Annotated in this window: 27 protein-coding genes; 12 read left to right on the top strand and 15 right to left on the bottom strand. The window is 73.5% G+C overall.

Features of this window, described 5'->3' with window-relative positions:
* The first annotated feature begins 97 nt into the window (after positions 1-97).
* Complete coding sequence (locus BJ983_RS25970) at positions 98-589, top strand: inorganic diphosphatase (RefSeq protein WP_179796459.1); 492 nt, start codon at positions 98-100, stop codon at positions 587-589.
* 127 nt (positions 590-716) lie between these two features.
* Here BJ983_RS25970 and BJ983_RS25965 read toward each other — a convergent pair whose 3' ends face one another.
* Positions 717-1,025 carry a hypothetical protein gene (locus BJ983_RS25965; RefSeq protein WP_179796458.1) on the bottom strand — a complete coding sequence of 103 codons (309 nt, stop codon included), beginning with the start codon at positions 1,023-1,025 and terminating at the stop codon, positions 717-719.
* A 177-nt stretch (positions 1,026-1,202) separates the two neighbouring features.
* On the opposite strand from BJ983_RS25965, the gene BJ983_RS25960 reads away from it, so the two are divergent.
* Positions 1,203-1,847, top strand: coding sequence for a hypothetical protein (locus BJ983_RS25960; RefSeq protein WP_179796457.1), 645 nt, complete (start codon positions 1,203-1,205; stop codon positions 1,845-1,847).
* A gap of 85 nt (positions 1,848-1,932) precedes the next feature.
* Here BJ983_RS25960 and BJ983_RS25955 read toward each other — a convergent pair whose 3' ends face one another.
* Positions 1,933-4,662 (bottom strand): DHA2 family efflux MFS transporter permease subunit, encoded by a 2,730-nt coding sequence (locus tag BJ983_RS25955; RefSeq protein WP_179796456.1) that lies wholly within the window; start codon positions 4,660-4,662, stop codon positions 1,933-1,935.
* Positions 4,659-5,180, bottom strand: coding sequence for a MarR family winged helix-turn-helix transcriptional regulator (locus tag BJ983_RS25950; RefSeq protein ID WP_179796455.1), 522 nt, complete (start codon positions 5,178-5,180; stop codon positions 4,659-4,661). The genes BJ983_RS25955 and BJ983_RS25950 overlap by 4 nt, the downstream gene beginning before the upstream one ends.
* Before the next feature lie 193 nt (positions 5,181-5,373).
* Here BJ983_RS25950 and BJ983_RS25945 point away from each other — a divergent pair, with 193 nt between their 5' ends.
* Positions 5,374-6,171, top strand: a complete 798-nt coding sequence (locus tag BJ983_RS25945; RefSeq protein WP_179796454.1) for an enoyl-CoA hydratase/isomerase family protein — start codon at positions 5,374-5,376, stop codon at positions 6,169-6,171.
* A gap of 110 nt (positions 6,172-6,281) precedes the next feature.
* Here the strand turns inward: BJ983_RS25945 and BJ983_RS25940 are convergent, their stop codons facing one another.
* From BJ983_RS25940 to BJ983_RS25930, 3 genes are all read right to left on the bottom strand, one after another.
* Complete coding sequence (locus BJ983_RS25940) at positions 6,282-7,493, bottom strand: acetyl-CoA C-acetyltransferase (protein ID WP_179796453.1); 1,212 nt, start codon at positions 7,491-7,493, stop codon at positions 6,282-6,284.
* A 150-nt stretch (positions 7,494-7,643) separates the two neighbouring features.
* The gene (locus BJ983_RS25935) at positions 7,644-8,096 is read right to left on the bottom strand and encodes a MaoC family dehydratase (RefSeq protein WP_179796452.1); all 453 of its coding nucleotides are present in this window, start codon (positions 8,094-8,096) and stop codon (positions 7,644-7,646) included.
* A 68-nt stretch (positions 8,097-8,164) separates the two neighbouring features.
* Positions 8,165-9,223: an LLM class F420-dependent oxidoreductase gene (locus BJ983_RS25930; RefSeq protein ID WP_179798263.1), complete on the bottom strand. Its 1,059-nt coding sequence runs from the start codon at positions 9,221-9,223 to the stop codon at positions 8,165-8,167.
* Between the two features lie 30 nt (positions 9,224-9,253).
* Between BJ983_RS25930 and BJ983_RS25925 the strand changes: the two genes are divergently transcribed.
* On the top strand, positions 9,254-9,715 hold the full coding sequence (locus tag BJ983_RS25925) for a thioesterase family protein (protein WP_179796451.1): 462 nt from the start codon (positions 9,254-9,256) through the stop codon (positions 9,713-9,715).
* On the opposite strand, the gene BJ983_RS25920 is transcribed toward BJ983_RS25925, so the two are convergent.
* A complete protein-coding gene (locus BJ983_RS25920) occupies positions 9,685-10,317 on the bottom strand; it encodes a flavin reductase (protein WP_179796450.1) in 633 nt (210 codons plus the stop codon). The two genes, BJ983_RS25925 and BJ983_RS25920, sit on opposite strands and share 31 nt — an antisense overlap.
* 23 nt (positions 10,318-10,340) lie before the next feature.
* Entirely contained in the window at positions 10,341-10,937 is a 597-nt protein-coding gene (locus BJ983_RS25915) for a hypothetical protein (protein ID WP_179796449.1), read from the bottom strand.
* Positions 10,938-11,430: 493 nt separating this feature from the next.
* Here BJ983_RS25915 and BJ983_RS25910 point away from each other — a divergent pair, with 493 nt between their 5' ends.
* Positions 11,431-12,510, top strand: coding sequence for a sulfite oxidase (locus tag BJ983_RS25910; protein WP_246325653.1), 1,080 nt, complete (start codon positions 11,431-11,433; stop codon positions 12,508-12,510).
* On the opposite strand, the gene BJ983_RS25905 is transcribed toward BJ983_RS25910, so the two are convergent.
* Positions 12,470-13,390 (bottom strand): DMT family transporter, encoded by a 921-nt coding sequence (locus BJ983_RS25905; RefSeq protein ID WP_179796448.1) that lies wholly within the window; start codon positions 13,388-13,390, stop codon positions 12,470-12,472. The genes BJ983_RS25910 and BJ983_RS25905 overlap by 41 nt on opposite strands.
* A gap of 84 nt (positions 13,391-13,474) precedes the next feature.
* On the opposite strand from BJ983_RS25905, the gene BJ983_RS25900 reads away from it, so the two are divergent.
* From BJ983_RS25900 to BJ983_RS25880, 5 genes are read left to right on the top strand one after another with little or no spacing between them, the layout of a single operon-like run.
* Positions 13,475-13,846 carry a YidH family protein gene (locus tag BJ983_RS25900; protein ID WP_179796447.1) on the top strand — a complete coding sequence of 124 codons (372 nt, stop codon included), beginning with the start codon at positions 13,475-13,477 and terminating at the stop codon, positions 13,844-13,846.
* Complete coding sequence (locus BJ983_RS25895; RefSeq protein WP_179796446.1) at positions 13,843-14,160, top strand: DUF202 domain-containing protein; 318 nt, start codon at positions 13,843-13,845, stop codon at positions 14,158-14,160. The genes BJ983_RS25900 and BJ983_RS25895 overlap by 4 nt, the downstream gene beginning before the upstream one ends.
* Positions 14,157-15,476 (top strand): chloride channel protein, encoded by a 1,320-nt coding sequence (locus tag BJ983_RS25890; protein ID WP_179796445.1) that lies wholly within the window; start codon positions 14,157-14,159, stop codon positions 15,474-15,476. The genes BJ983_RS25895 and BJ983_RS25890 overlap by 4 nt, the downstream gene beginning before the upstream one ends.
* Before the next feature lie 23 nt (positions 15,477-15,499).
* Positions 15,500-15,772 carry a type II toxin-antitoxin system Phd/YefM family antitoxin gene (locus BJ983_RS25885; protein ID WP_179796444.1) on the top strand — a complete coding sequence of 91 codons (273 nt, stop codon included), beginning with the start codon at positions 15,500-15,502 and terminating at the stop codon, positions 15,770-15,772.
* Positions 15,772-16,191, top strand: coding sequence for a type II toxin-antitoxin system VapC family toxin (locus BJ983_RS25880; protein WP_179796443.1), 420 nt, complete (start codon positions 15,772-15,774; stop codon positions 16,189-16,191). The genes BJ983_RS25885 and BJ983_RS25880 overlap by 1 nt, the downstream gene beginning before the upstream one ends.
* Before the next feature lie 11 nt (positions 16,192-16,202).
* On the opposite strand, the gene BJ983_RS25875 is transcribed toward BJ983_RS25880, so the two are convergent.
* Entirely contained in the window at positions 16,203-17,540 is a 1,338-nt protein-coding gene (locus BJ983_RS25875) for an NAD(P)/FAD-dependent oxidoreductase (RefSeq protein WP_343054358.1), read from the bottom strand.
* 29 nt (positions 17,541-17,569) lie between these two features.
* Complete coding sequence (locus BJ983_RS25870) at positions 17,570-18,862, bottom strand: acyl-CoA dehydrogenase family protein (RefSeq protein ID WP_246325652.1); 1,293 nt, start codon at positions 18,860-18,862, stop codon at positions 17,570-17,572.
* 227 nt (positions 18,863-19,089) lie between these two features.
* Here BJ983_RS25870 and BJ983_RS25865 point away from each other — a divergent pair, with 227 nt between their 5' ends.
* Positions 19,090-20,043: a carboxypeptidase regulatory-like domain-containing protein gene (locus BJ983_RS25865; RefSeq protein ID WP_179796441.1), complete on the top strand. Its 954-nt coding sequence runs from the start codon at positions 19,090-19,092 to the stop codon at positions 20,041-20,043.
* Positions 20,040-20,861, top strand: a complete 822-nt coding sequence (locus tag BJ983_RS31240) for a YceI family protein (RefSeq protein ID WP_179796440.1) — start codon at positions 20,040-20,042, stop codon at positions 20,859-20,861. Before BJ983_RS25865 ends, BJ983_RS31240 begins: the two co-directional genes overlap by 4 nt.
* A gap of 89 nt (positions 20,862-20,950) precedes the next feature.
* On the opposite strand, the gene BJ983_RS25855 is transcribed toward BJ983_RS31240, so the two are convergent.
* The 4 genes from BJ983_RS25855 to BJ983_RS25840 all read right to left on the bottom strand — a co-directional run bounded on the left by BJ983_RS25855 (position 20,951) and on the right by BJ983_RS25840 (position 26,004).
* On the bottom strand, positions 20,951-22,027 hold the full coding sequence (locus tag BJ983_RS25855; protein WP_179796439.1) for a DUF1275 family protein: 1,077 nt from the start codon (positions 22,025-22,027) through the stop codon (positions 20,951-20,953).
* A gap of 83 nt (positions 22,028-22,110) precedes the next feature.
* Positions 22,111-23,160 (bottom strand): DUF1275 family protein, encoded by a 1,050-nt coding sequence (locus BJ983_RS25850; RefSeq protein ID WP_179796438.1) that lies wholly within the window; start codon positions 23,158-23,160, stop codon positions 22,111-22,113.
* 95 nt (positions 23,161-23,255) lie between these two features.
* Positions 23,256-25,289, bottom strand: coding sequence for an MFS transporter (locus BJ983_RS25845; protein ID WP_179796437.1), 2,034 nt, complete (start codon positions 25,287-25,289; stop codon positions 23,256-23,258).
* A gap of 73 nt (positions 25,290-25,362) precedes the next feature.
* Complete coding sequence (locus BJ983_RS25840) at positions 25,363-26,004, bottom strand: hypothetical protein (protein ID WP_179796436.1); 642 nt, start codon at positions 26,002-26,004, stop codon at positions 25,363-25,365.
* Between the last annotated feature and the right edge of the window lie 21 nt (positions 26,005-26,025).

Below are 26,025 nucleotides of genomic sequence, written 5' to 3'. Positions count from 1 at the left end.
CACGTGGTCCTGCCGGTACGACACACTAGAGGCGACCGCCGACGGCACCGGCCCCGGTCGGGTGACCGACCCCAGACGATCGCAGTGAGGACCCGCCGTGGAGTTCGACGTTCTGATCGAGATCCCCAAGGGGAACCGGAACAAGTACGAGATGGACCACGAGTCCGGGCGGCTGCGCCTCGACCGGACGCTGTTCACGGCCACCCAGTACCCGGCCGACTACGGGTACGTCGAGAACACGCTGGGCCTCGACGGGGACCCCCTCGACGCACTGGTCCTCGTCCAGGAGCCGACCTTCCCGGGCTGCCTGATCCTCGCCCGCACCATCGGCATGTTCCGCATGACCGACGAGAAGGGCGGCGACGACAAGCTGCTCTGCGTGCCGGCGGGCGACCCGCGCCAGGAGCACCTGCGCGACATCCACCACCTCTCGGAGTACGACCGGCTCGAGATCCAGCACTTCTTCGAGGTCTACAAGGACCTCGAGCCCGGCAAGAGCGTCGAGGGCGCCTCCTGGGTCGGCCGCTCCGACGCCGAGCAGGAGATCCGCGAGTCCTACAAGCGCGCCGAGGAGCAGGGCTCGCACTAGGGCGGGCCGCGTCGGTGGCCCCACCGACGCACCGGACGACCCGGGTCGGCCACCGACCCGGGCCCCGGACGCACGACGGCCCGGCACCCCGGGGAGGGGGTGCCGGGCCGGCGCGGCGGGCGATCGATCAGTTGTCGGCGTCGATCGGGTTCGCGCACGACTTGGCGTTGGTGGCGGCGTTGCCGTGGCCGGCCTTCGACAGGATCGGGATCGAGCCCGCGTTGTCCTGGACCGGGACCTGCACGCCGAGCGCGTTGACCGGCACGTTGTTGTTGCAGACGTTCACCGGCGTGTTCGGGGCGAAGTCGGAGGAGTTGACCACGCCCTTCTGGTGGGTGTCACCGTCGTGGTCGTTCGCCAGCGCGAGGCCGGCGGTCGAGGTGAGGCCCGCGGAGATCATCGCGGTGGCGAGCACGGTCCTGCGCAGGAACGACATGAGAGTCCTCGGGTTCGGGGAGCGCCACGACGACACGTTTTCCGTGCGTCGTGATGACGTGTCCTCAACTCGCCCGATCCGCCTGCGGTGCGGGTGTCGCGTCGATGTCAGCCCATGGAGTGAGATCCACTCCGGCCCGGGGTACCGACACCCTGGATCACCACCGGGGAGGTCGGTGTGGAGAGATACCTGCTCCTGTCGGGGGCGGCGATCGCGATCCTCGTCCTCGGGACGGCCACGATCTGGGCGGTCCGCCGGACGCGGCAGGGCGCGCAGCAGTTGGCCCGTCGCGGCGCCGCGGCCCGTCGTCGGGTGGCGACCGCGGCCGACCGGGCGGACGCGGCCACGGACACCCTGGAGGTGGCCGACCGCTTCGGCGCGGGAGGCCCCCTGCTGCTGACCGCCGAGCCGCAGCCGGGCGACCTCCTCTACGCCGTCGCCGCGCCGTCCCCGCCGTTCGATCTCACCGCCCCCGGCGCCGCCGACGCCCTGCAGGACTGGGAGGCGGCCTCCCCCGCCCGCCGGCGGACCGTGCTGATCCGCGGCTACCTGGCGCATCCCCTCCCGCGGGTCCGGGGCGAGGCGCTCGACCTGATCGGCCGGTTCGGGGGCGAGGACGCGCGGGTCCCGTGGCACCTGGCGGCGCTGCTCCGCGACGACGCCGGGTCGGTACGGCGCAAGGCTGCGGCTCTCGCGTGGTCCGGCGACGTGGACGCGGTCGTCGCGGTGCTGCGTGAGCGGCCCGACCCCGACGCCGGGCGCGCCCACGCAGCGCTCGTCGAGCACGCCCCGGACGGACGCGAGGCCCCGCCGTTGCGCTGACGGCCTCGGCCGGACGGAGGCCCGCAACGCACGAACGGCACCCCCGCAGCAGCGGGAGTGCCGTTCGGTCAGGGCGGGGTACGGGTCAACGCACCACCGGCAGCGGAGCGGTCTCCGGGTCCGGCGTCGAGGTCGTCGACGTCGTGGCCGGGGAGGCCACCGGCTGCGGCGGGTCGACGGTGAGTTCGACGGCCGCGTGCCGACCGGCGGCCACGTCGACCTGCTCGGAGACCGGGGCGAACCCGCTCGCGGTGAGCAGGTAGCGGCCCTCGGCGAGGTCCTCCACGGCGAAGTGCCCGGACGCGTCGGTGACCGTGGAGGCCACGACCCGGCCGTCGGCACCCATGAGCACCACGAGGGACTCCGGCACCACCGCACCCGAGGTCGACCGGACCTGACCGCGCACCGCGTGCCGCGCGACCGGGACCCGGACGTCGTGGCGGGTGCTGCGTCGACCGGCCGGGGACGCCTCGGCGACGACGAGCCGCTCCGCGACCGGCTCCCGCCCGGGGGCGAGGACGGCGACGGTGTAGGTGCCGGGGTCGAGCTCCGGGCACTCCCACGAGCCGTCGGCACCGGTACGGCGCACGGCGCGGACACCGCCGGCCGCGTCGGTCACCGTGACCGTCGCGCCGACCACGGGGATGTCCTCGGTGTCGCGGACCGAGCCGCCCACGGGGGTGGCCCGGCGCAGCGCCAGCGGCCGGTGCACGGGCACGCCGTCGAGCGAGACGAGCTCGGCGTGCGGCTTGAACGTGCTCGGGTTGGCCACCACGACGTAGTTGCCGGGCAGCGGGGCGTGCAGCCGGAACGACCCGTCGGCGGCCGAGGAGGTCCGGTCGACCACGGTGCCGTCGAGGGCGTGCAGGGCCATCGGGACACCCGCGACGTCGTCGGTGAACCGCACCGACCCGTCGTCCGGGACGGGACCGTCGGAGAGCTGCCCGAGGACCACCGAGTCACCGCTGCGCTGCGGCGCCTCGTGGCGCCCGTGCGGACGGGGCGCCGGCGAGGGCCGGAGCACCCGCTCGGAGCCCGCGGCGCCGGCCGCGCCCACCGGGGGCGTGGTGGTCGGGACGTCGAGCGCACCGCGCGCCGGGCCGGTCACCTCGGCGGCCGAGTCGACGCTGCCGGGGCCCTGGGCCTGGCCGGCCTCCTCGGCCTGCCGGGCCTGGATGCCCGACGTCGTGCGCAGCGGCACCTCCTTGAGGAACCAGATCAGCACGAAGCCGACGGCGATCACGCAGGCGGCGACGAGGAACACCAGGTCCATCGAGGCCGCGAAGCCCTCGAAGAACGGACGGGCCAGCCGCGGGTCCATCTGCTGCAGCACCGAGGAGTCCTCGGTGACGCGGGCGGCACCGACGGCCGGGTTCAGCGCCACGGCGTTCGCCGGGTTGGCCGCCACCGCGGGGTCGGCCGCCGCGGCCCGGAAGCCGGGGTCGGACGCCGCCGAGCGGAAGGCCGTCGCGATGTTCCCGCCGAGCGTGGAGAACAGGATCGAGATGAACACCGAGACGCCGACCGTGCCGCCCATCTGGCGGAAGAAGGTCGCCGACGCGGTGGCGACGCCCATGTCGGACGCCGGGACGGCGTTCTGCACGGCGAGCACCAGGGTCTGCATGCAGTTACCGAGCCCGAGGCCGAAGACGACCATGAGGATCGCGATCTGCCAGTACGGGGTGTCGGCGTGCAGCAGGAAGTGGAACAGCACCATGCCGAGCGTCATCAGTCCGAGGCCGATGACGGGGAAGACCTTGTAGCGCCCGGTCCGGCTGGTCAGCTGGCCGGAGATGATCGAGGCGACCATGAGGCCACCGACCAGCGGGATCATCTCGAGCCCGGCCTTCGTGGGGCTGGAGCCGGTGACGATCTGCAGGTACTGGGGGACGATCGCGATCCCGCCGAACATCCCGATACCGGTGATGACGGCGATGACCGTGGTCAGGGAGAACACGCCGTTGCGGAACAGGCGCAGCGGCAGCAGCGCGTCGTCGCCGTAGGCCCGCTCGGCGAGGATGAAACCGATGATCCCGACGACGCCGATGGCGTAGCAGGTGATCGCCCAGGCCGAGCCCCAGCCCCAGGTCTGGCCCTGCTCGGCGACGATCAGCAGCGGGACGAGGGCGATGGCCAGGGCGGAGGCGCCGGGCCAGTCGATCCGCCGCTCGCGGCGCGTGTGCGGCAGGTTCAGCACCCGCCAGACGACGGTGAACGCGAGGATGCCGATCGGCACGTTGACGAGGAAGACCCAGCGCCAGCCGGTGACGCCGATGATCGAGTCGGCACCCGCGAAGAACCCGCCGACCACCGGACCGATGACGCTCGACGTGCCGAACACCGCGAGGAAGTAGCCCTGGTACCGGGCGCGCTCCCGCGGCGGGACGATGTCGCCGATGATCGTCAGCGCCAGGCTCATCAGACCGCCGGCGCCCGCACCCTGGATGGCGCGGAAGATCGCGAGCTCGTACATCGAGGTCGAGATCGTGCAGAGCACGGACCCGATGACGAAGACGGCGATGGCGAAGAGGAAGAACGGCTTGCGTCCGTAGAGGTCGGAGAGCTTGCCGTAGAGCGGCGTCGAGATCGTCGCGGTGATCAGGTAGGCCGTCGTCGCCCAGGCCTGCAGGTTCAGGCCGTTGAGGTCGTCGGCGATCGTGCGGATCGACGTGGAGACGATGTTCTGGTCCAGCGCGGCCAGGAACATGCCGAGCAGCAGCCCGGACAGGATCGTCAGGATCTGGCGGTGCGTGAAGGCGCCCGTGCTGGACGTCTTCGCCGCGCTCGCCGGCGGCGAGGCGGTGGTCGTGCTCATCGGTCCTCCTCGGCGCCCGCGGCGCCGGACTCGTGGTGGTTCTCGAGCGCGGTGGTGAAGCGGTCCATCAGCTCCACGAGCCGCTCGCGGTCGGCGTCGTCCCAGTCGCTCGTGACGTCGGAGATCCAGCGGTTGCGCAGGTCCCGGTTCGCGGCGAAGACCCGGTGGCCCTCGTCGGTGGCGGCCAGCAGGCACGCCCGGCCGTCGGCCGGGTCGGGCCGGCGCTCGACGTAGCCGATGCGGACCAGGGCGGCGATCTGCCGGCTGACCGTGGACGGGTCGGAGTGCACCGCCTCGGCCAGGGCGTTCGACCGGTGCGGGCCCTCGATGACCAACCGCGCGAGCAGGACGTAGGCCGCCCGCTCGACACCGTCCTTCTTGGCCTTGATGACCCGCTGCCGCTCGATGAGGCGGATCAGCCGGATCAGCTGGAGGCCGATCCGGTCCGAGGTCACCCAACGCTCGTCGACCCCCTCGGGGACCGAGAGCGCGAGGCGCTCACCGACTGCTGCGTTCATTGCGTGCTCCGTACAATCCGTTGTTCGGTACAACTATGCACCTCGGCGCGGACGGGCGCCAACGGGGCTACCCGGTCGGGGCGGTGTGATGTGCGAGTCAGGCAGCTGGTGTGACAGCGACGCGTCGTTGCTGTCACCCGGTGACGGCAACGACGCTTTCCTGCCACGGGGGGACCGCCGCTACCGTGCGCCCATGCCCGACGTCGCCGAGCGTTTCCACGACCGTGTCCGCTACGAGCGCACGGGTCACGTCGCGACGATCACCTACGACCGGCCGGACAAGCTCAACGCCATCGACGGCGCGATGCGCGACGGTCTCAACGCCGCCTTCGACCGGCTGCGGTCCGACGACGAGGCCTGGGTCGGCGTGGTGACCGGCGAGGGCCGGGCCTTCTGCGCGGGCGCGGACTTCACCTCCGAGCGGAACCCGGCCGGCGAGTTCCCGGGCTCGTACTGGGAGCGCCCGACGGTGAACTCGTTCGAGTCCGGGTGGGAGATCCACAAGCCGGTGATCGCCGCCGTCAACGGGCTCTGCCTCGGCTACGGGCTGACGCTCGTCACGTGGTGCGACATCGTGATCGCCTCCGACCGCGCCGCCTTCGGCTTCCCCGAGGTGAAGCTCGGCGTCCCGACGATCGTCGGCGCGCTCCGGCTCCCCGGCCGCGTCGGCTGGCAGCCCGCGATGGAACTGCTGCTGACCGGCGAGACGATCTCGGCGGCGCGCGCGAAGGAGATCGGCCTCGCCCTGCAGGTGGTGCCGCACGACGAGCTCGGGTCCGCCGTGGACGCGTTCGCGCAGCGCCTCCTCGCGGGCGCGCCGTTGGCCCAGCGGGCGATCAAGGAGGTCGCCCGCCGGGGCCCGGAGATGTCGCAGACCGACGCCATCCGCTTCGGCGAGACGATGCGCCGCGTCGCCGGGTCGACCGAGGACGCGAAGGAGGGCGGGCTCGCAGCGCGGGAGAAGCGGAGCCCGCGCTGGCAGGGCCGCTGACCCGTCGTCGGGACGCGTTCCCGACGGCGGGTGGCGGCACCCGCCGTCCGGCGTGGCGCCCTGCTGTCGTCCGGCGTCAGCCGTGTGCCACCGCTGACGTCAGGAGCGCGCTACGACAGCCGCTCGAACACCGCGGCGAGGCCCTGACCGCCACCGATGCACATCGTCTCGAGCCCGTAGCGGGCCTCGCGGCGGTCCATCTCGCGCAGCATCGTCGTCAGGATGCGGACGCCCGTGGCGCCGACGGGGTGCCCGAGGGAGATGCCGGAGCCGTTCGGGTTGACCCGCTCGTCGTCGATGAGGTCGATGCCCCACTCGCGGGCCACGCCGAGTGCCTGGGCGGCGAACGCCTCGTTCAGCTCGATGACGTCCATGTCGGCGAGCGTCAGCCCCGCCTGCCCGAGCGCCTTCTCCGTGGCGGGCACCGGCCCGATCCCCATGATCTCCGGCCCGCAACCGGCCACACCCCACGACACCAGCCGGGCCAGCGGCCGCAGCCCCAGCTCCCGGGCCTTCTCGGGGGTGGTCACGATGCACACCGCGGCGCCGTCGTTCTGGCCCGAGGCGTTGCCGGCGGTCACCGTCGCATCGGGGTCCTGTCGGCCCATGATCGGGCGCAGCTTCGCCAGCGACTCCAGGTTCGCGTCCGGACGGATGTGCTCGTCCTGGTCGACCACGGTGTCGCCCTTGCGGCCGTGGATCGTCACCGGCACGAGCTCGTCGGCGTAGCGACCCTCCTTGACCGCGGCCGTCGCCTTCTCGTGGCTGCGGACGGCGAGGCGGTCCTGCTCCTCGCGACCGATCGAGTACTTCTTGCGGACGTTCTCCGCGGTCTCGATCATCCCGCCGGGCACCGGGTGGTTCACCCCACCGGCGTGCACGCGGCCCTGGGCCAGGGAGTCCTTCATCTCGAACCCGCCGGCCTTGGTGCCCCACCGCACCTTGTCGGTGAAGTACGAGGCGCCCGACATCGACTCCGCACCCCCGGCCAGGACCAGGTCGTTCGCGCCCGAGGCGACGGCCATCGCGGCGTAGAGCACGGCCTGCAGGCCCGACCCGCACCGCCGGTCGATCTGGATGCCCGGCACCGTCACGTCGAGCCCGGCGTCCAGCGCCGCGACCCGCCCGATCGCCGGGGCGTCCATCGTCGGGTAGCAGTGCCCGAAGACCACGTCGTCGATCGCCTCGGCGGTCACGCCCGTGCGACGGACCAGCTCGCGGATCACGGTGGCGCCCAGCTCCTGGACCGGGACGTCGCGCAGCGACCCCCCGAAACCACCGACGGGAGTACGGATCGGCTCACAGATCACGGCGTCGCCCACGGCCGCCATCCTTCCCGACAGAGTTCAAGACAGCACGCCGATAGGGGGTCGGGCCGGTCCGTGCGATCCCGCACAGCGGAAGGTGCCTGCGGCATGTGAGCACTAAGTGGGGCTATAGGCCTCCTTAGTGCTCACAGGCGCGAAGCGCACCTACAGCACGTACCGCAGGATCACCTCGGCCACGCAGGCCGGCTTGTCCGAGCCCTCGATCTCCACGGTGCCGCCGATGGTGGCCTGCACCCCGCCCTTGACGTCGGCGACGTCGACGAGCCTGCAGTGCCCCCGGATGCGGCTGCCGACCGGGACGGGCGAGGGGAACCGGACCTTGTTCAGCCCGTAGTTCACCGTCATGGACACGCCCTCGACCTTGAACGTGTCCCAGCCGAACTTGGGCATGAGGGCGACGGTGAGGAACCCGTGGGCGACGGTCTGCCCGAACGGTCCTGCGGCGGCCTGGTCGGGGTCGGTGTGGATCCACTGGTGGTCGTCGGTGGCGTCGGCGAAGACGTTGATGCGCTCCTGGTCGACGAGGACCCAGTCGCTGGTCCCGAGATCCTCCCCCACCGCGGCGCGCAGTTCCTCGACGTCGGCGAACTTCCGCAAAGCTGCTCCTCGCTCCGTGCTGAACGTGTTGGACGTGTCGACCGTGTCGACCGTCGGGGTCGACCGGTCTAGCCGAGCTCGGAGGCGAGCTCCTTGGCCTGCCCGACCAACGCGACCCGCTCCGCCGTCGTGCCCCCGAGCGGCGTGATGTTCAACGTCGTGACGCCCGCGTCGGCGAAGGCCGCCATGCGCTCGGCGACGTAGGAGCGCGGTCCGATCAGCGAGATGGCGCGCAGGAGCTCCTCGGGGACCTCCTTCGCCGCCTCCTCCTTCTTCCCGGACAGGTACAGGTCCTGGATGGTCTCGGCCTCGTCGTCGTAGCCGTAGCGGCGGGCGACGTCGTTGTAGAAGTTCTTGCCCTTCGCGCCCATCCCGCCGACGTAGAGCGCGACCATGTTCCGCATGCCGTCGAGCATCTGCCCGGCGACGTGGGAGTCCTCGGTGACGAAGAACGAGGTCTGCAGGAAGACCTGCAGCGGTCCCAACGACGGGTCGCGCCTGGCCTTCCCGGCGGCGAGCGAGTCGCCCCAGACGTCCTGCGCCTTCTCCGGCACGAAGAAGATCGGCTGCCAGCCGTCGGCCTTCTCGGCGACGAGCGCGACGTTCTTCGGCCCGAGCGCCGCGACGAGGATCGGGATCGCCGACCGCACCGGGTGGTTGATCAGCTTGAGCGGCTTGCCGAGCCCGGTGCCCTGCCCCTCGGGCAGCGGGATCGAGTAGTGCTTCCCGGCGTGCTCCACCTTCTCCCGGCGCCAGACCTGCCGGCAGATGTCCATGATCTCGCGGGTCCGCCCGAGCGGGGCGTCGTAGGGGACGCCGTGGAAGCCCTCGATGACCTGCGGGCCGGACGCCCCGAGGCCGAGGGTGAAGCGCCCGCCCGAGACGTAGTCGAGGCCGGCCGCCGTCATCGCGGTGAGCGTGGGGGTCCGCGTGTAGATCTGCAGGATCCCGGAGGCGATCTCGACCCGCTCCGTGCGGGCGGCGATGAACCCGAGCTGGCTGACCGCGTCGAAGCTGTAGGCCTCGGGCACGAAGACGATGTCGAGGCCGGCCTTCTCGTGCTCGGCCAGCTCGGCGACCGTCTCCTCGAACCCGCCGGCGTAGTTGATCCCCATCCCGATGCGCACGACCCGGGAGCCTGCCACGATCACGCCCTCGTGAGCACTTCCGGCCACCACGAGTCCATCACCGTCCGCGGCTACGAGACCGACGCGAACCGGCACCTCAACCACGCGGAGTACCACCGGTACGGCGAGCACGGCCGTGAGGAGACCTTCCGCGCCGCGACCGTCGGCATCAACGCGCTCTCCGCGGACGGCATCGGGCCGGTGATCCTCGAGACCACCGCGCGCTTCCTCGCCGAGCTCGTCGTCGGCGACGAGGTGGACGTCGTCACGACGACGAGCTTCGGCGCCGGGAAGACCTTCCGGATGGACGCCGAGCTGGTCCGCGCCCGCGACGGCGTCACCGCCGCCACGATCACCGGCGTCATGGGACTGCTCGACCACGGCACCCGGCGCCTGGTGGCCGACCCGTACGGCCGCCTGCGGGCGATCGCCGAGGACACCGCCGCGTTCGACGCGACGATTCAGCCGCCCGCGGCCCCGGACCCCTCGTAGCCCTCCGGCCAGTCCTGCACGTCGATCCGGCGCTTCTCCAGGACCTCGCCGATCGTCGACCACTGGTTGCCGCCGAGCCGGGCCAGCGGCTTGAGGCGGTCGATCTGCGGCCGCCCGTCGACCAGGACGTCGTCGGAGACCGCGGCGTGCACCACCCGGCCGAACACCACCGTCGAGTCGCCCAGGCACACCGTGGAGTGCAGGACGCACTCGAGGACGACAGGTGAGCGGGCCACGCGGGGCGGACGGACGTGGGTCGACGGCTCGCGCTCGAGCCCGACCTCGGCGAACTCGTCGGCGTCGTGCGGGAAGTTCGTCCCGGTGGCGTTGACCTCCTCGAACAGCCACTCCGGCGTCAGCGAGACGGTCATCTCGCGGGTGGCCTCGACGTTGGCCAGCGAGTCCTTGCGCCCGACCGAGGTGAACTGCACGACCGGCGGGTCGACGCAGGCGACGGTGAAGAACGAGTGCGGCGCGAGGTTGTCCACCCCGTCGGCCGACGTCGTCGCGACCCAGGCGATCGGGCGCGGCACCACCACCGAGTTCAGCAGCTTGTAGAACGCGCCCGGGCCGAGCTCAGCGGGGTCGAAGTCGGTGCGCACGGCGCGGGGTCCTCCTGCTCGGGTCAGTTCGTGGGCGGCACCAGCGTCGTGGTCTCCGCCGGTTCGCGCGACCGGGACGTCGTGGTGCGTGACCCGGCACTCGTCGTCGTGGTCCCCGCCGGCGCCGTGGTCGTCGTGGCCGGGTCCCCGGTCGCGTCGTCCGGTTGCCCGGAACTCGTGGCGGCGGCCGACGGACGGGTGCCGATGACCTCGCCGACGCTCGTGCCCGCGCCGCCCGAGAGCGGAGAGCCCTTCACCCGCTCGATCCCGGTCACCACCACCATCGCGACGAGGAAGACCAGGAGCCCGGAGGCGACCAGCGCGGCGATCCTCGCGCGACTGCGCCGGGTCCCCCCGGAGGCGACGGGCCGCAGGTGCACGGTCGGCGAGTCGTCCGGCGGCGGCCCGTCCGGCAGCACCGCGGTCGGCGCCGGGGGCCGCCGGGCGTCCAGCCGGCTGCGCACGTGGTCGCGGGTCCGCTCCAGCGAGCGCTGGTACACGGCCTCCCCGACGGTCGTGACGACGGAGGCGACCGCGGCCCCCACGATCGTCCCGGCGGCGCCACCGACCACCCCGCCCGCGGCGGCCGTCGTCGTGGCGGCCAGCGCCTGCCCCGTCACGCGGAGGCCCGACAGCCTCCCCGCGGGGGCCGGGGCGTCCGGACGACGGGTCGCGGGGCTCAGCAGGACCGTCGCCGACTCGTCGGCGGGCGGCGGTCCCGGCCGAGGGTCAGTCCCCCGAGCGTCGATGACGTCCCCCGGAGCCGCGGAGCATGACGGGTCGCGAGGCCCGCTCCGGCCCGGCCGCACCGTCCTCCCCGCGGAAGGACCGCCGCTCGGAGAAGCGGTCGGCCCGTCCGAGCGAACGCCTGACTTCGTCGTAAATCGGCGTCTGGGTCATGCCGGGAGACCCTACGACCACCACACGCGATGAACCGGTCGGCCCCGCCCACCCGGAGGTGCCGTTTGCGACCGGTCTGACCTGGGAAAACGCGCACGTGTGGGGGCGATCGACCGCCTGTTCGGAGGCGGAGAGTTCCCCGACGCCCTTCGAGTCCACGCCATCGGGCGAATAGTGTGAACTACCCGACACTCTGTGTCACGAGAGGTCTCCATGTACGGCAAACGCCCCGACATGACCGTCCACCAGGTCGAACCCTTCAACGCCGAGCCACCGCGGGCGGCGCTCGCGGCCTCGACCATCACGCCGCTCGACGTCTTCTACTGCCGCAACCACGGCCCGGTGCCCGAGGCCGACCCCGAGACCTGGCGACTCGAGGTCGCGGGCCTGGTGACCACCCCGCTCTCGCTCTCGCTCGACGACCTGCGGACCCGCTTCCCGGTCGCCACCGAGACCGCCACCCTGCAGTGCGCGGGCAACCGCCGCGCCGGACTGGTCGAGGTCCGCGACATCCCCGGCGAGGCGCCGTGGGGCCCCACGGCGACCGCCACGGCCACCTGGACCGGCGTGCGGCTCGCCGACGTCCTGACCGCGGCGGGTGTGTCCCCGAGCGCGTCGGACGTCGAGTTCTTGGGCGTCGACGTCAGCGACATCGCGGACCCGCCGCAGGAGTTCGGCGGGTCGGTCCCGCTGCGCAAGGCGGGCATGCCCGAGGTGCTGCTGGCGTGGGCGATGAACGACGAGCCGTTGTCGCCGGTCCACGGCGCGCCCCTGCGGGTCGTCGTGCCGGGCTACATCGGGGCGCGCAGCGTGAAGTGGGTCCGGCGGATCGAGGTGCGCGACCGCCCGTCGGCGAACTTCTTCCAGGCCTCGACCTACCGGCTCCTGCCACCCGACGCCGAGGTCACCGCCACCCCGGGGGAGGGGGTCGAGCTCGGGCTGGTCGCCGTCAACAGCGACGTCCTCCGTCCCGACGACGGGTCGTCCCACCCGGCCGGTCCCGTCGCGGTCGCGGGCTACGCGTTCGCGGGCGGCGACCGCACGGTCGCCCGCGTCGACGTCTCCACCGACGGCGGCTCCACCTGGTCCCAGGCCGAGCTCGACGAGCAGGTCAGCCCGTGGGCCTGGCGCCGCTGGTCGATCACGGTCGACCTGCCGCGCGGGGACACCGAACTGCTCGCCCGGGCCTGGGACTCCTCGGCGGCGCTGCAGCCGGAACGTCCCGAGCACGTGTGGAACCCGAAGGGCTACGTCAACAACTCGTGGGCGCGGCTGCGGCTGCACGGGACGTGACGGCACCGGGCCCGGACCGGATCAGCCACACCAGCCCCGCGACGGTGACCACCGCGCAGCCGGCGGCGAGCACGGCCCCGCCCGGTCCCCCGGTGAACCGCTCGCCGAGCACCGCGATCCCGATCGTCCCGGCCACCACCGGGTCGATCGTGGTCTGCGTGGCGAGACCGGCGTCGAGCCCGCCGTCGCGGTAGGCGGTCTGGAGCAGCAGCAGGCCGAGCACGGGCAGGACGAGGACCGCCACCCCCGCCGTCAGGAGCCCGACGTCGAACGGGCCGCGGTGCAGCCCGTGCAGCACCGGCCGGACCAGACCCGACGTCGTCCCGGCGCAGAGCCCCGCGCCGGCCGCCCGGCAGACCGCCCGGGAGGCCGTGCGCAGCCGCGCGCTCGTGCCGACGAGCAGCGCGAGGACCACCCCCGCCGCGATCACCACGGCGACGAGACCCGCCGGCGGGGCCGTCCCGCCCCCGCCGTGGTGCGGGGCGAGGGCGAGCAGGCCGCCGAGCCCCGCGACGAGGACGGCCGCCGCCGCCCACTCGGCGCGCGTCACCACCCGCCGTTCGAAGCGGGCGTCGAGCGGCAGGGCGAGGACGAGCGCGAGCACCCCGATCGGCTGGACGAGCGTCACCGAGCCCAGGCCGAGGGCGACCACGTGGATGCCGGCCCCGGCCGCCATCGAGCCCACCCCGCCCCACCAGACGGGTTGTCGGACCAGGGCACCGAAGAAGGCGCGCCCGTCGTGCGAGCGGTCCCCGGTGCGGCCGGCGGCCAGGCGCTGCAGGGCGGCCGCGAGCGCGTAGAGGAAGGCGGAGCAGAGTGCGAGCCCGACGGCGAGGACCGGGTGCGCCGCGACCGCGGGCGGGGGCGGTCGCACGAGCACCCTGCGACGGTACGTCGCTCGCGGTCGACTGGACCGCGACGGGGTCCGGGCCGGAGGATCACGCCGCCGGAGAGAGGAGCACGGATGTCGGAGGCCGGGACGGCCCCACCCGAGGACGAGGAGCGCGAACCGGACTACCGGTTCACCCTCGCGAACGAACGCACCTTCCTCGCCTGGCTCCGGACCTCGCTGTCCCTGCTCGCCGCGGGCGTCGCGGTGGTGCAGCTGGTGCCGTCGTTCCCGATCCCCCACGCCCGCGGGGTCACCGGCGGCCTGCTCGCGGTGCTGGCGGTCGTCGCGGCCGCCTCGGGCGTGCTGCGGTGGCGCTCGGTCGAGGACGCGATCCGGCACGACCGCCCGCTCCCCCGCCAGCGTGTCCCCTGGGTCATGGCGACCGGTCTGGTGGTCCTGGCCCTGTTCGGGCTCGTGCTCATCGTGCTGCGCGGCGAGGCGTGACCAGCCCGAGCGACGCCGGCCTGCAGGCCGAGCGGACCGGACTCGCCTGGAGTCGCACCTCGCTGGCCGCCGCCGCGAACGCGGCGCTGCTCGCGGCCCGGGAGCTCACGCACCTCGAGTTCTCGCTGGCCCTGTTCCCGGCCGGCCTCGCGCTCGTCGTCGCCGCGGCGACCGCGCTGTACGGCCGCCACCGCACCCGGGTGCTGCGCCACGCCCCGCTGCCCACCCCGCTCGCCGCCCGGCACGCGGTGCCGGTCCTGGGCGGGGCGGTGGTGCTGCTGGCGGTCGTGTCGGCCGTGGTCCTGCTGGTGTGAGCGTGCAGCCCAACGCGGTCCCGTTCACGCTCGCGTGGCGGTTCTGGGTCGTCGTGCTGCTCGTGGGGGTGGGCGCGGGGCTCGCGGGCGGGCTGCTGACGCTGCTCCTGCACCTCGTGCAGGACCTCGCCTTCGGCTACCACGACACGTCGTTCCAGGCGGGGGTCGACGCCGCCCCGTGGTGGCGGCGCCTGCTCGTCCCCACCCTCGCCGGCCTCGTCGCGGGCCTCGGCTGGTGGTGGCTGCGCGGACCGGTGTCGCGACGCCTCGGCCCGATGCGGGGCGTGTCCGGGGCGGTGTGGACGCCGGACGCACGGATGGGCCTGCGCCGGACCGTGCTCGACGGCCTGCTGCAGATCGTCGTCGTGGCGATGGGCGCGTCCCTCGGCCGCGAGGGCGCACCGCGGGAGATCGCGGCGGCGCTCGGCTCCCGCCTCGGCGAGCTGACCGGGCTCACCGACGACCAGCGGCGCCTGCTCGTCGCCTGCGGCGCCGGCGCCGGACTCGCCGCGGTCTACGACGTCCCGTTCGGCGGCGCCCTGTTCACCCTCGAGGTGCTCCTCGGCTCGCTCGCGCTGCCGGTCGCGATCCCGGCCGCGGTCACGGCCACGCTCGGCGCGGTCGTCGCCTGGTCCATCGTCGGCGACGCCGCGGTCTACGCCGTCCCGCCCTTCCCGACGACGGGTGCCGCGGTCGTCTTCGCGGTCCTCGCCGCCCCCGTGTGCGGGCTGGCCGCCGTGGGGTTCGTCCGCCTCGTGACGTGGTCGCGGGGCCCGCGACCGACCGGGTGGCGGCTGCCGGTCGCGACGACCGTGGTGTTCGCGGCGATCGGTGCCCTCGCGACCGGGCTCCCGGAGCTGCTGGGCAACGGCAAGGGCCCCACCCAGATCGTGCTCGACGGCGACGGGCCGGTGCTGGTCCTCGCGGCCCTCGTGCTGCTCAAGCCGCTCGCCACCGTCGCGTCGTTGCGCGCCGGCGCGAGCGGCGGGCTGTTCACCCCGACGCTGGCCACCGGGGCCCTGCTCGGCGCCCTGCTGGGCCACGGGTGGGTGCTGCTGTGGCCGGGCAGCCCGGTCGGCGCCTTCGCGCTCATCGGTGCCGCGGCGTTCGTCGCCGCTGCCCTGCAGGCCCCGCTCGCCGCCGTGGTGCTGGTCCTCGAGCTGACCCGTGTGGGCACCGGCCTGCTCGTGCCGGTCACGCTCGCGGCCGTGCTCGGGGTGCTGGTGGCGCGACTGGTCGAGCCGCGCTCCACGACGACGGCGGGGCTGCTCGAGCCCCCTACCCCGCCGTCGGGAAGGAAGCCGAGCCTCGAGTAGTACTGACGTAGTACCTTCGGCACATGGCCGAGGTTCCCGTTCGAGCCCTCAACCAGGACACCGCCGGGGTCCTGGCGCGCGTCAAGGCCGGCGAGCACCTGGCGGTCACCGAGCGCGGCCGGGTCGTCGCCCACCTGACGCCCGCCGTCCCCGTCGCTCTCGCCGGTCTGGTCACCACGGGGCGGGTCCGGCCACCGAGCCTGCACGGGCCGCTCCCCGTTCCGCCCGGTCCGGTGGAGACCGACTCCGAGGCGGGAGCGCTGATGCGGCACCTCCGCGACCACGAACGTTCCTGATGCTCTATCTCGACACCGCGGCGCTGGTGAAGCTGGTCCGCCCGGAGCCGGAGACCTCCACCCTGCTCCCCTGGTTGAACGACCGGACGGGGACGCCCTGGCTCACCTCGGTGATCGCCGAGGTCGAACTGCCCCGGGTACTGCGGCGCGTCGCTCCGATGGCGCTCGGCGCGGTTCCCGCCCTCCTGGCGCGGTTGCACCGCTGCGAGCTGGACGAGGTCGTGCGGGCCACGGCCGCGTCCCTCGCCGGCGACCACCTCCGCAACCTCGACGCGATCCACCTGGCGACGGCGACGGTCGTCGCCGGGGCGGCGCTCGAGGAGTTCGTCACCTACGACCGTCGTCTCGCTCAGGAGGCCGTCGGGCTGGGACTCCGGGTCGCGGCGCCCGGGGCGGACCAGGGTCCGGCGTGGCCGTGATCCGGTAGCACTCAGGGCACGGCCCCGGCGGCCGCACCGGCCTGCTCCGCGGAGAGGTAGTCGTCGAGGTGCTCGAGCTCGACGAGCCCGCCGGAGCCGGTGGTCAGGCCGAGTCGCACCGAGCTGGAGCCGCCGACGCCGTGCAACGCCCAGTTCGTCGCCACCCGCGCCATCGCGCCGGGTGCCCGCAGCGCCCACAGGTGGTAGCCGCGGGTCACCACCTGTGCGGGGAGACCCGCGAGGCCGATCCCCAGGGGCTTCGCCACCGCGTCGGCGCCGCCGAGGTCGACGACGAGCCCGAGGTCGTGGTGGCGGTAGGGCGTCGTCGGGCGGCCGGCCAGCGAGGCCGCCACGTTGGCGGCGGCGACCGGCGCCTGGCGGGTCGCGTGCTGCGCGGTGGGCGGGCACGTCGCGTCGCCGCCGGTCACGAGGTCCGGCACCGACGCCGCGTCACCGAGCGCGGTGATCTCGGGCCGGCCGGGCACGGCGAGGTCGGCACCCACCACGAGCGCGCCGTGGCTCGTCGGGAGACCCAGGTGGCTCATCAGCGGGCTCGGCGCGACCCCGGCGGTCCAGACGACCGTGGCCGTCTCCAGCCGGCGCCCGTCGGAGAGCGTGACCGAGGTGTCGTCGACGACGGTGAGCCCGGTGCCGAGATCGACCCGGATCCCGCGTCCGACGAGCACCCGGTGGGTGTCCTCGCTCAGGCGCGTCCCGAGCCCGGGCATGAGCTCGGCCGCGTGCTGGACGACGTGCCAGCGGACCAGCGCCGGGTCGAGCCCACGGATGCGCCCGGCCACCGACGCGGTCATCAGCTGGAGGTTCGCCGCGGTCTCCACCCCCGCGTAGCCGCCGCCGACCACCACGAAGCGGCAGCGCCGTTCGCGCTCGGCCGGATCGGTGGTCGCCGCCGCCAGTTCGAGCTGGCCGAGCACGTGGTCGCCCAGGAGGGCAGCCTCGGCGAGCGTCTTCATCCCCCGACCGAACTCGCGCAGGCCCGGGATGTCCACGACCTTGGTGACGCTGCCCGGCGCCAGCACCAGCCGGTCGTAGCCGAGGACCTCCCGACGACCGTCGATGGTCTCGACCACCACGCGCCGCGCCGCCGGGTCCACGCCCACGGCCCGGCCGGGCACGAGCCGGGTGCGGCGGAGGCGACGCGACAGCGACACCGTCGCCGCGCGGGCCGGGAGGACCCCGGCGGCCACCTGCGGGAGCAGCGGGAGGTAGAGCGAGTGGTCGTCGGGACACACCAGCCGCACGTCGGCGTCCGGCACGAGCCGTTCCAACCGACGGGCGACCCCCGCCCCGGCGAAGCCGCCTCCGACGATCACGATCCGAGACCGCACGCGACTCTCCTGCTCTCGAGGACCGGAGGCTAACGGACGAAGGCGCTGTGCCCGGTGATCTTCTTCCCGACGATGAGGGTGTTCATCTCGCGCGTGCCCTCGTAGGAGTAGAGCGCCTCGGCGTCGTTGAAGTACCGCGCGATCCCGTTCTCCAGGATCGTCCCGTTGCCCCCGACGATCTGGCGGCCGAGCGCGACGGTCTCGCGCATCCGGTCGGCGCAGAACTGCTTGGCCAGCGCCGAGTGCGCGTCCGAGCCGCCCCCGCCGTCGATCAGCTGGGCGTTGCGCGAGGCCATCCCGAGCGACGCGGTCGTGTTGCCGAGCATCTGCACCAGGGCGTCCTGGATCATCTGGAACCCGGCGATCGGGCGGCCGAACTGCACGCGCTGCTGCGCGTAGCTCAGGGCCAGTTCGTAGGCCGCCATCTGCACCCCGACGCACGCCCACGACGCGTTGCCGCGGGTGCGCCGCAGCACCCCGCCGGTGTCGGCGAACGTGCCGTTCCCGCCGGAGAGCCGCCGGTCCTCGCCCACCCGGACGCCCTCGAGGGTGATGTCGGCGTTCTGGGTGATCCGCAGGGCCGTCTTGCCCTCGATCTTCGCCGTGTGCACGCCGGGGGTCTCCCGGTCGACGACGAAGCCGCGGACGGCCTCGCCGTCGCGGGCCCAGATCACGAGCACGTCGGCGAACGTGCCGTTGCCGATCCAGCGCTTGTGGCCGTCGATGACCCACTCGTCGCCCTCGCGGCGCGCGGTGGTCTCCATCCCGCCCGCGACGTCGGACCCGCCGTGCGGCTCGGTGAGGCCGAACGCGCCGATCAGGTCCATGCGCGCCATCGGGGGCAGCCACCGCTCCTTCTGCTCCGGGGTGCCGCAGGCGTCGATCGACCCCATCGCGAGACCGCTCTGGACGCCGAAGAAGCTGTTCGTCGAGGCGTCGATGCGGGCGATCTCGGCGTGCACGAAGCCCATGAGCACCCGTCGGGCGGGCTTCTCGGAGAGCTTCGACAGGCCGTAGGGCAGCCCGGCGAGGTCGAGCGCGGCGAAGCCGCGGCGGAACTGCTCCGGGAACTCCGCGGCCTCCCACGCCTCGTTCACCACGGGCGCGACGTCGGAGGCGAGGTAGCCGCGCAGCCGGCGCAGGATGTCCCGCTCGTCGTCGGTGAGCAGCTCGCCGTACGCGTAGAAGTCGGCGACGTGCGGGGCGTCGGGGTCGAGCTCGAGGTGCGGGCGGGGCAGGTCGGCGAAGGGGTCGCCGTGACCGCCGTCCTCGCCGGCGGTGGCGGGCGCGATGGAGGTGCGGTCGTCGGTGGGCGCAGCCATGCGCTCAGCGTGCTCCCGCGATCGGTCGCGCGCCAACGGATCGGTGGTGCACACCATCGGTGATCTCCCGAGCATCCACCGCTAGATGCTTGTACGATGAAAGTGAAATCTCAGGTGGTCCGCGGGGATTCGGGTGGCCGGGCGGGTATCGGCTCCGAGACAGTGGTTCGGCTCGCCCTCCCGTGTGACCCAGGGCGCCGAGTCTCGAGCGGTTGAGGAGTACGACGGTGGACGGACAGCAGCCGATCATGATCTTCGGGCGGATCACGCGTGGTGACGGCGGACCGCTCCCGGGGGCGGCGCTGACCCTGTGCGATCTCGCGGGCGACCAGCTCGACCGGACGGTCGCCGACGAGTCCGGCGACTACCGCCTCACGCCGTCGACCGGCGGCACCTACCTCGTCATCTGCTCGTCCTCCACGCACCAGCCGAAGGCGTCGCTGGTCGCGGTGTCCGACCGCGCGCTGCGCCACGACGTGTCGCTCTCCGGCGGCGGGGCCTCCCTCGAGGGCACGGTCGGCGCCTCCCGCGACGGCGCGCTCGCCGGCACCGCGGGCGTGGTCCTCACGCTCACCGACGTGCGCGGCACCGTCATCGCCGTCGCCCGCTCGAACGCCGACGGCGGGTACCGCTTCGCCGACCTCGACGAGGGCACCTACACGCTCACCGCCGCCGCCCCGGACACCACGCCGGTCGCCGAGACCGTGCAGATCCCGGGCGAGGGCCGCGTCACCCGCGACATCGCGCTGGTCAGCCAGCTGCGTCTGTCCGGCGTGGTGCGCTCGGCCTCCGGCGGCCGCCCCGTCGCCGAGGCGCTGGCCACGCTGGTCGGCGCGGACGGCAACGTCGTGGGCGCGGCGGTCACCGGCGAGGACGGCGGCTTCGACTTCCCCGAGGTCGCGCCCGGCACCTACACGATCACCGCCAGCGGGTACGCCCCGGTGGCCAGCGAGATCGAGGTCGGCGCCGGACAGCCCTCCGAGGTCACGCTCACCCTCACCCCGCCGGCCCTCGGGCCCGCCGACGACGCGCCCTCCGAGGTCACCCGGTCGTTCTCCGGCGAGGACTTCGGCGCCGACGCCGTGCCCGCGGGGGCGTACTCGAACGGCCACAACGGGCGCCACGCCACCGGTGACCTCTACTCCGACCGCGGCTTCGACGCCGACGGCGGGCGGCGGTGACCGCCACGCGGTCGGGGACCCAGCGCATCGCCGGGATCGCCGTCACCAGTGACGGCTGGCCGGTGCCGTTCGCCGTCGTCACGGTGATCGACGCCGCCGGCCAGCAGATCGGTGGCGCCGCGGTCGACGACGACGGGCGCTTCGTGCTCGACGGCCTGCCCGCCGGCCCGTGCACCGTGATCACCTCCGCCGTCGGCCACACGCCCTCCGCGCGGCCGGTGGCCGGCCCGGCGTCGGGGGACCTCGGTCGCGTCGTGCTCACCCGCACCGGCGCCCTGGAGCTCCCCGCCCCCGGGCGCTGGGAGATCGACCCGGTGCACTCCCGGATCGCGGCCTCCGCGTTCCACCTGGGCATCACCAAGGTGCACGGGCGGCTGCGCCGGTTCACCGGGGCGATCGACATGGGCCCGTCGCTCGAGACGTCGACCGTCACGGCCGCCATCGAGTCCGGCAGCGTCGACACCGACGACGAGCAGCGCGACGCGCACCTCCGGGCGCCCGACTTCCTCGACGTCCTGCGCTTCGGCGAGATCCGCTTCTCCTCGACGCGGATCGTCGGGCACACGGCCGACCACTGGACGATGCTCGGCGACCTCGAGCTCAAGGGCGTGCGGAACCGCGTGGCCCTGGACGTCGTCTACCACGGGGCGGGCCCCGACCTCTGGGGCGGCGAGCGCGCCGGGTTCTCGGCCACCACCCAGCTCTCCCGCGACGACTTCGACATCTCGTGGAACCAGTCGGTGATCGCCGGCATCTTCGCGATCGGGCGCACCCTGCGGATCGAGATCGACATCGAGGCGGTCCGGGTCGACGGGTGACCCCGCCGACCCGGCTCCGCTCCCCGAGGTCCACACCAGGCAGCCCCGGCCGCCCGGGAACCTGCCCCACGTGCATCTCGCGGCGGGCCCTACGCCGGGGCGCCCAGCACCACGTCGTGTTCCACGGACTCCCCGCCCACCGTCACCACGACGGCCCGGGGCCGCGCGGCGTCCCCGCCCATGCGGTGCGGGGTGCAGATGAGCACGAACTCGCCGGCCTCGGGCGGCCGCAGGTCGTAGCGGCCGTCCGGCTCGGTGTGGACGCGGGCGACCTGCTCCCCCGCCATGTCGACGAGGGTGACGGCGGCCGGGCTCGGTCCTCCCGCGCCGTCGACGACGCGCCCGGTCAACCGCCCGATGCCGTCCGCCGGGGCCTCGTCGACGACGTGGTGCTCCTCGACCGTGGCCTCGGCGTCCGGCACCTCGGTCTGCGGGTCCGGCGCGAACTCCGGCTCACCGGCGACCAGCCCGCCGTGGTTCGCGCGGGTGACGATCGCCATGAGCCCGATCGCCAGCGCCACGAGCAGCACGGGGACGACGAAGGCGAAGTCCGGCTCCACGCGGGCCACCACGGCGTTGCCGCCTGCGGCGACCACGATGATCGCGATGCGCAGCGGCGAGTTCCAGTTCCAGCGGAACGGCTGGTGCAGCTCGACCAGGCTCGACACCCAGTTCGTGACGGTGCCGGACAGGAAGCTCGTCGGGGTCCCGGCCGGGCCGACGTAGCGCATGGCCGCGGCCTGGATGCCCATCGCCAGCCCGGCCCCGAGGACGAGCACCACCACGCGGGGCTGGGCGAGCGCCTCGTCGTCCACCGAGTAGAAGAACACGCCGACCGCGATCAGCAGCGCGAGCTCCACCGTCAGCGCCACCCCGACGGCGTTGCGCCACGGCAGCCGCCGCATCGCGATCCCGCACACCAGGGTCCCGACGACGAGCCCGCTGCAGTAGCCCGTGATCGCGACGACGTTGTCGAGGGCCTGGTACCAGTCCCCCTGCCCGATCCCGAGCCCCAGCAGCACGAGGTTGCCGGTCATCGTCGAGGCGAAGACCTCGTTGAACGCGAAGAACGTGACGACGTCGATGGCACCCGCCGCGGCCGTCAGCACGATCGTGACCGCGCTGAGCAGCCCAGGCCGTCGCTCCGGATGGTCGAAACCGGTCATACCGTCTCAATGCCCCGGGGCGGCCGCTTCCAGATCGCGCGAGGCCGTGAGGAGCATCATCATGTTGTGCACGACCGGATGCGCTAGGCGCCCACCACGACGTCGTGGGTGACCGGACGGCCGTCCACCGCGACGACCACCGCGCGCGGTCGGGCGGCGTTCCCACCCATGCGGTGCGGGGTGCAGATCAGCACGAACTCGCCGGCCTCCGGGGGCTGGACGTCGAAGCGGCCGTCGGGCTCGGTGTGGACGCGCAGCACCTGACGGCCCTCCATGTCGACGAGCGTCACCGCGGCGGGGCTCGCACCTCCCCCGGGGTCGAGGACCCGGCCGCTGACCCGCCCGATCTCCCGGAGCGGCTCGTCGACGGGCCCCTCGGCCTCGGCCGGACCCTCGGGCTCGGCGTCCGGGACCTCCGTCCGGGGGTCCGGGGCGAACTCCGGCTCGCCCGCCACCAGCCCGCCGTGATTCGCCCGGGTCACCACCGCCATGCCGACGATCCCGACGAGCACCAGCAGCACGGGGACGGCGAACGCGAGATCGGGCTGCCACCCCTGGACGACGGCGTTCCCGCCGGCGGCGACCACGATCGCGAGGATCCGCAGCGGCGAGTTCCAGCCCCAGCGGAACGGCTTGTGCAGTTCGACCAGGCTCGACACCCAGTTGGTGACCGTGCCCGACAGGAAGCTCGTCGGGGTCCCGGCCGGGCCGATGTAGCGCATCGCCGCCGCCTGGATCCCCATCGCGAGCCCGGAGCCCACGACGAGCACGATCACCCGGCCCTGGGCGATCGCCGAGTCGTCGTCGGCTCCCCACCACACGGCCCCGACCGCCACCAGCAGCGCGAGCTCCACGGTGAGCGCGATCCCGACGGCGTTGCGCCACGGGAGCCGACGCATCGCCACCCCGCACACGAGGGTCCCGACGACGAGCCCGCCGCAGTACCCGCCCATCGCACAGAGGTTGTCGACGACCTGCAGCCACTCACCCTGCCCGAGCCCCAGGCCGAGCAGGACGAGGTTGCCGGTCATCGTCGAGGCGAAGACCTGGTTGAAGGCGAAGAAGGTCACCACGTCGATGGCGCCCGCGGCGGCCGTCAGCACCACCGTCACGGCGCCGAGCAGACGAGGCATGCGCTCTGGATGGTCGAATCCGGTCACGCCTCCCGACGATCGCGGACGCTCTTTACCAACGGGTTACCCGCGTCGGTGACGCGAGCCTCACCGCATCAGCGGCGGTCGAGCACCAGGTCCACGTCGACCGCCCCGCCGTGCACCGAGACCTGGGTGGCCTGCGGCGCCGCGACGTGCTCCGCGTCCTGCGGCGTCGCGATCACGAGGAAGTCCCCCGTCGTGGGCGGCTCGATGCGGAACCGGCCCTGCTCGTCGGCGACCGCGCGCCCGGCCTGTCGCCCGGCGCGGTCGACGAGGGTCACGACGGCGGGTGCGGGCGCCGCATCCGGGCCGGTCACCCGCCCGCGCAGCACGCGGCCACCCGTCGGGACGCCCACCAGGGCGCCGTCGGTGTCGTCGTAGCCGACCCCGGGGGCCTCGGTGACCGCCGCGCCGTCGATCTCGTCCGCCCCGTCGGAGACCCGCTCCCCCGGCTCGACGTAGGCGTACTTCCCACCGCGCAGCAGCGAGGCGAGGGCGGCCACCACGCAGCACAGCGCGGCGAAGACCAGGGCGAAGGTCAGACCGTCGGCGAACGGGCCGGAGATGAGCTGCGGGAAGAACGACCGGCCCGTGAGGAACCCGGCCTGCTGCGGACCGACCTGGGCGAGGACCTGCGGGCCGAGCAGCGTCTCCATCGGGTTGTAGCCGAGCAGCGCCGCGAACAGCGTCGAGACCGGCGGGAGCTCCGAGATCCGCTGGGCGGCGTCGGCGGGCACGCCGTGCGCGAGCAGCCCGTCGCGCAGCGCGCTCGGCAGGCTGCGGGAGAGACCGAGGATCAGCATCGAGAAGAAGATGCCGATCGACAGCACCGTCGCGCCGTTCTGGAACGTCGAGGTCATGCCCGCGGCGGCACCCCGCTGCCGGGGCGGCACGCTGTTCATGATCGCGGCGCGGTTCGGCGACGAGAACAGGCCCATCGACAACCCGTTGAGCGCGAGGATGAACGCGAAGCCGACGTAGGAGAAGTCGACCGGCAGGAACTTCAGCAGCAGGAAGCTCACGGCGGCGCCGAGCATGCCGACGGTCGCGTAGGCGCGGGCCCCGTGCCGGTCGGAGAGGATGCCGGACAGCGGACCGGCCACGAGGAACCCGATGGTCAGCGGCACCATGTAGATACCGGCCCACAGCGGCGTCGACTCGTAGTCGTAGCCGTGCTGGGGCAGCCAGATGCCCTGCAGCCAGATGATGAGGATGAACTGCAGTCCGCCGCGACCGAGGGCGGCGAGCAGGCTCGCGATGTTCCCGGCGGAGAACGCCCGGATGCGGAACAGCGACAGGTGGAACATCGGCTCGGCGACCCGGGTCTCGATGACCGCGAAGACCGCCAGGACGACGACCCCGCCGATCAGGCAGACCAGGACCGTGGGCGAGCTCCAGCCCATCACGTGCCCGCCGTAGGGCTGGATGCCGTAGGTGATCCCGACGAGCACGGCGATCAGGCCGACGGCGAAGGTGATGTTGCCCCACCAGTCGATGCGGGCCTCGTGGCGCTCGCCGGTCTCCCGCAGCTTGTAGTACGCCCACACCGTGCCGAAGACGCCGATGGGCACGCTGACCACGAACACCAGGTGCCAGGAGACGGGGGCGAGGACGCCACCGACGATCAGGCCGAGGAACGACCCCGCGATCGCCGCGACGGAGTTGATCCCGAGGGCCAGGCCGCGCTGGTGGGTGGGGAACGCGTCGGTGAGGATCGCCGTGGAGTTGGCGAGCAGCAGCGCGCCGCCGATCCCCTGCAGCACGCGCATCACGATCAGCCAGATCGCCCCGGCGTCGCCGTGCATCCACGTGACGGCGAGCAGCACCGAGAAGACGGTGAACACGGCGAACCCGAGGTTGTACATCTTCGTGCGGCCGTACATGTCGCCGATGCGCCCGAAGCTCACGACGAGCACCGCCGTGACCACGAGGTAGCCCATGATCAGCCACAGCAGGTAGCTGACGTTGGCCGGCGCGAGCGGGTCGATGTCGATCCCGCGGAAGATGTCGGGCAGGGCGATCAGCAGGACCGACATGTTGATCGTCACGATCAGCACGCCGAGGGTGGTGTTGGACAGCGCCACCCACTTGTAGCGATCGGTCGACACGCCGAACCCCCTTGTCGTTAGCCTATGCAAATAGACTGTACCCGCGTCGGGTCGGGGTGATGCGTGGTCGGGCTCAGGAGCCGGTGGGCACCAGGACGGGGAGCACCCGCTGCGCGAGGTCGACGAGCAGCGACCGCTGCTGGTCGGCCGACAGGTTCCCCCCGCGGGTGAGCGTGAGGCTGACCGTGACCTGCCGGTAGGCGACCACGAGGATCGGCCCGTCGGGGTCGGAGAAGAAGGTGCCCTGCGCCGCGCCGATCGGCGTGGCGACGCCCGTGACGCCCTCGCCCTGCAGCACCTGGTTGTTCACCGCGACCTGTGCCAGCGCGGCCTCGGGCGAGTTGTACCCGCTGGTCAGCAGCTTGAGCACCTGCGCGCCCGCCGGCGCGGCGCCCGGACCGCCGGTGGAGCTGTAGGTGCAGGTGACCCGCTCGAGCCGCCCGACCGACGGGGCGGGCACGTCCCGCAGCGACCGCACGTCCACCGTGCCCAGCGGCAGTCCGAGCAGGTTCGGCAGCTCGTCCTTGGACAGGATCTGGTTGCAGTCGGTGGGCACCAGCGTCGAGCGCGACGGCGGGGCGCTGGCCGGTGCGGCGGCACCGGGCCCCGGGAAGGTGGGGATCGGCGGTGTCGCGAGCTGTGGACCGGACGAGCAGGCCGCCGCGAGCGCCACCAGGGCGACGGCTGCCGCCGCCCGACCACATCGTCCCCGCACTCTCGTCCCCTCGACCGCACC

The sequence above is a fragment of the Actinomycetospora corticicola genome (assembly GCF_013409505.1).
Classification (GTDB): Bacteria; Actinomycetota; Actinomycetes; order Mycobacteriales; family Pseudonocardiaceae; genus Actinomycetospora; species Actinomycetospora corticicola.
The sequence above is the reverse complement of the archived record's forward strand: the minus strand, read 5'-3'. Positions and strand labels throughout refer to the sequence as shown.

Coding starts and splice junctions, on each gene's coding strand:
- BJ983_RS25965 (WP_179796458.1), bottom strand. CDS start 1,025: ATGTCGTTCCTGCGCAGGACCGTGCTCGCCACCGCGATGATCTCCGCG.
- BJ983_RS25955 (WP_179796456.1), bottom strand. CDS start 4,662: ATGAGCACGACCACCGCCTCGCCGCCGGCGAGCGCGGCGAAGACGTCC.
- BJ983_RS25950 (WP_179796455.1), bottom strand. CDS start 5,180: ATGAACGCAGCAGTCGGTGAGCGCCTCGCGCTCTCGGTCCCCGAGGGG.
- BJ983_RS25945 (WP_179796454.1), top strand. CDS start 5,374: ATGCCCGACGTCGCCGAGCGTTTCCACGACCGTGTCCGCTACGAGCGC.
- BJ983_RS25910 (WP_246325653.1), top strand. CDS start 11,431: ATGTACGGCAAACGCCCCGACATGACCGTCCACCAGGTCGAACCCTTC.
- BJ983_RS25900 (WP_179796447.1), top strand. CDS start 13,475: ATGTCGGAGGCCGGGACGGCCCCACCCGAGGACGAGGAGCGCGAACCG.
- BJ983_RS25885 (WP_179796444.1), top strand. CDS start 15,500: ATGGCCGAGGTTCCCGTTCGAGCCCTCAACCAGGACACCGCCGGGGTC.
- BJ983_RS25880 (WP_179796443.1), top strand. CDS start 15,772: ATGCTCTATCTCGACACCGCGGCGCTGGTGAAGCTGGTCCGCCCGGAG.
- BJ983_RS25870 (WP_246325652.1), bottom strand. CDS start 18,862: ATGGCTGCGCCCACCGACGACCGCACCTCCATCGCGCCCGCCACCGCC.
- BJ983_RS25855 (WP_179796439.1), bottom strand. CDS start 22,027: ATGACCGGTTTCGACCATCCGGAGCGACGGCCTGGGCTGCTCAGCGCG.
- BJ983_RS25850 (WP_179796438.1), bottom strand. CDS start 23,160: ATGCCTCGTCTGCTCGGCGCCGTGACGGTGGTGCTGACGGCCGCCGCG.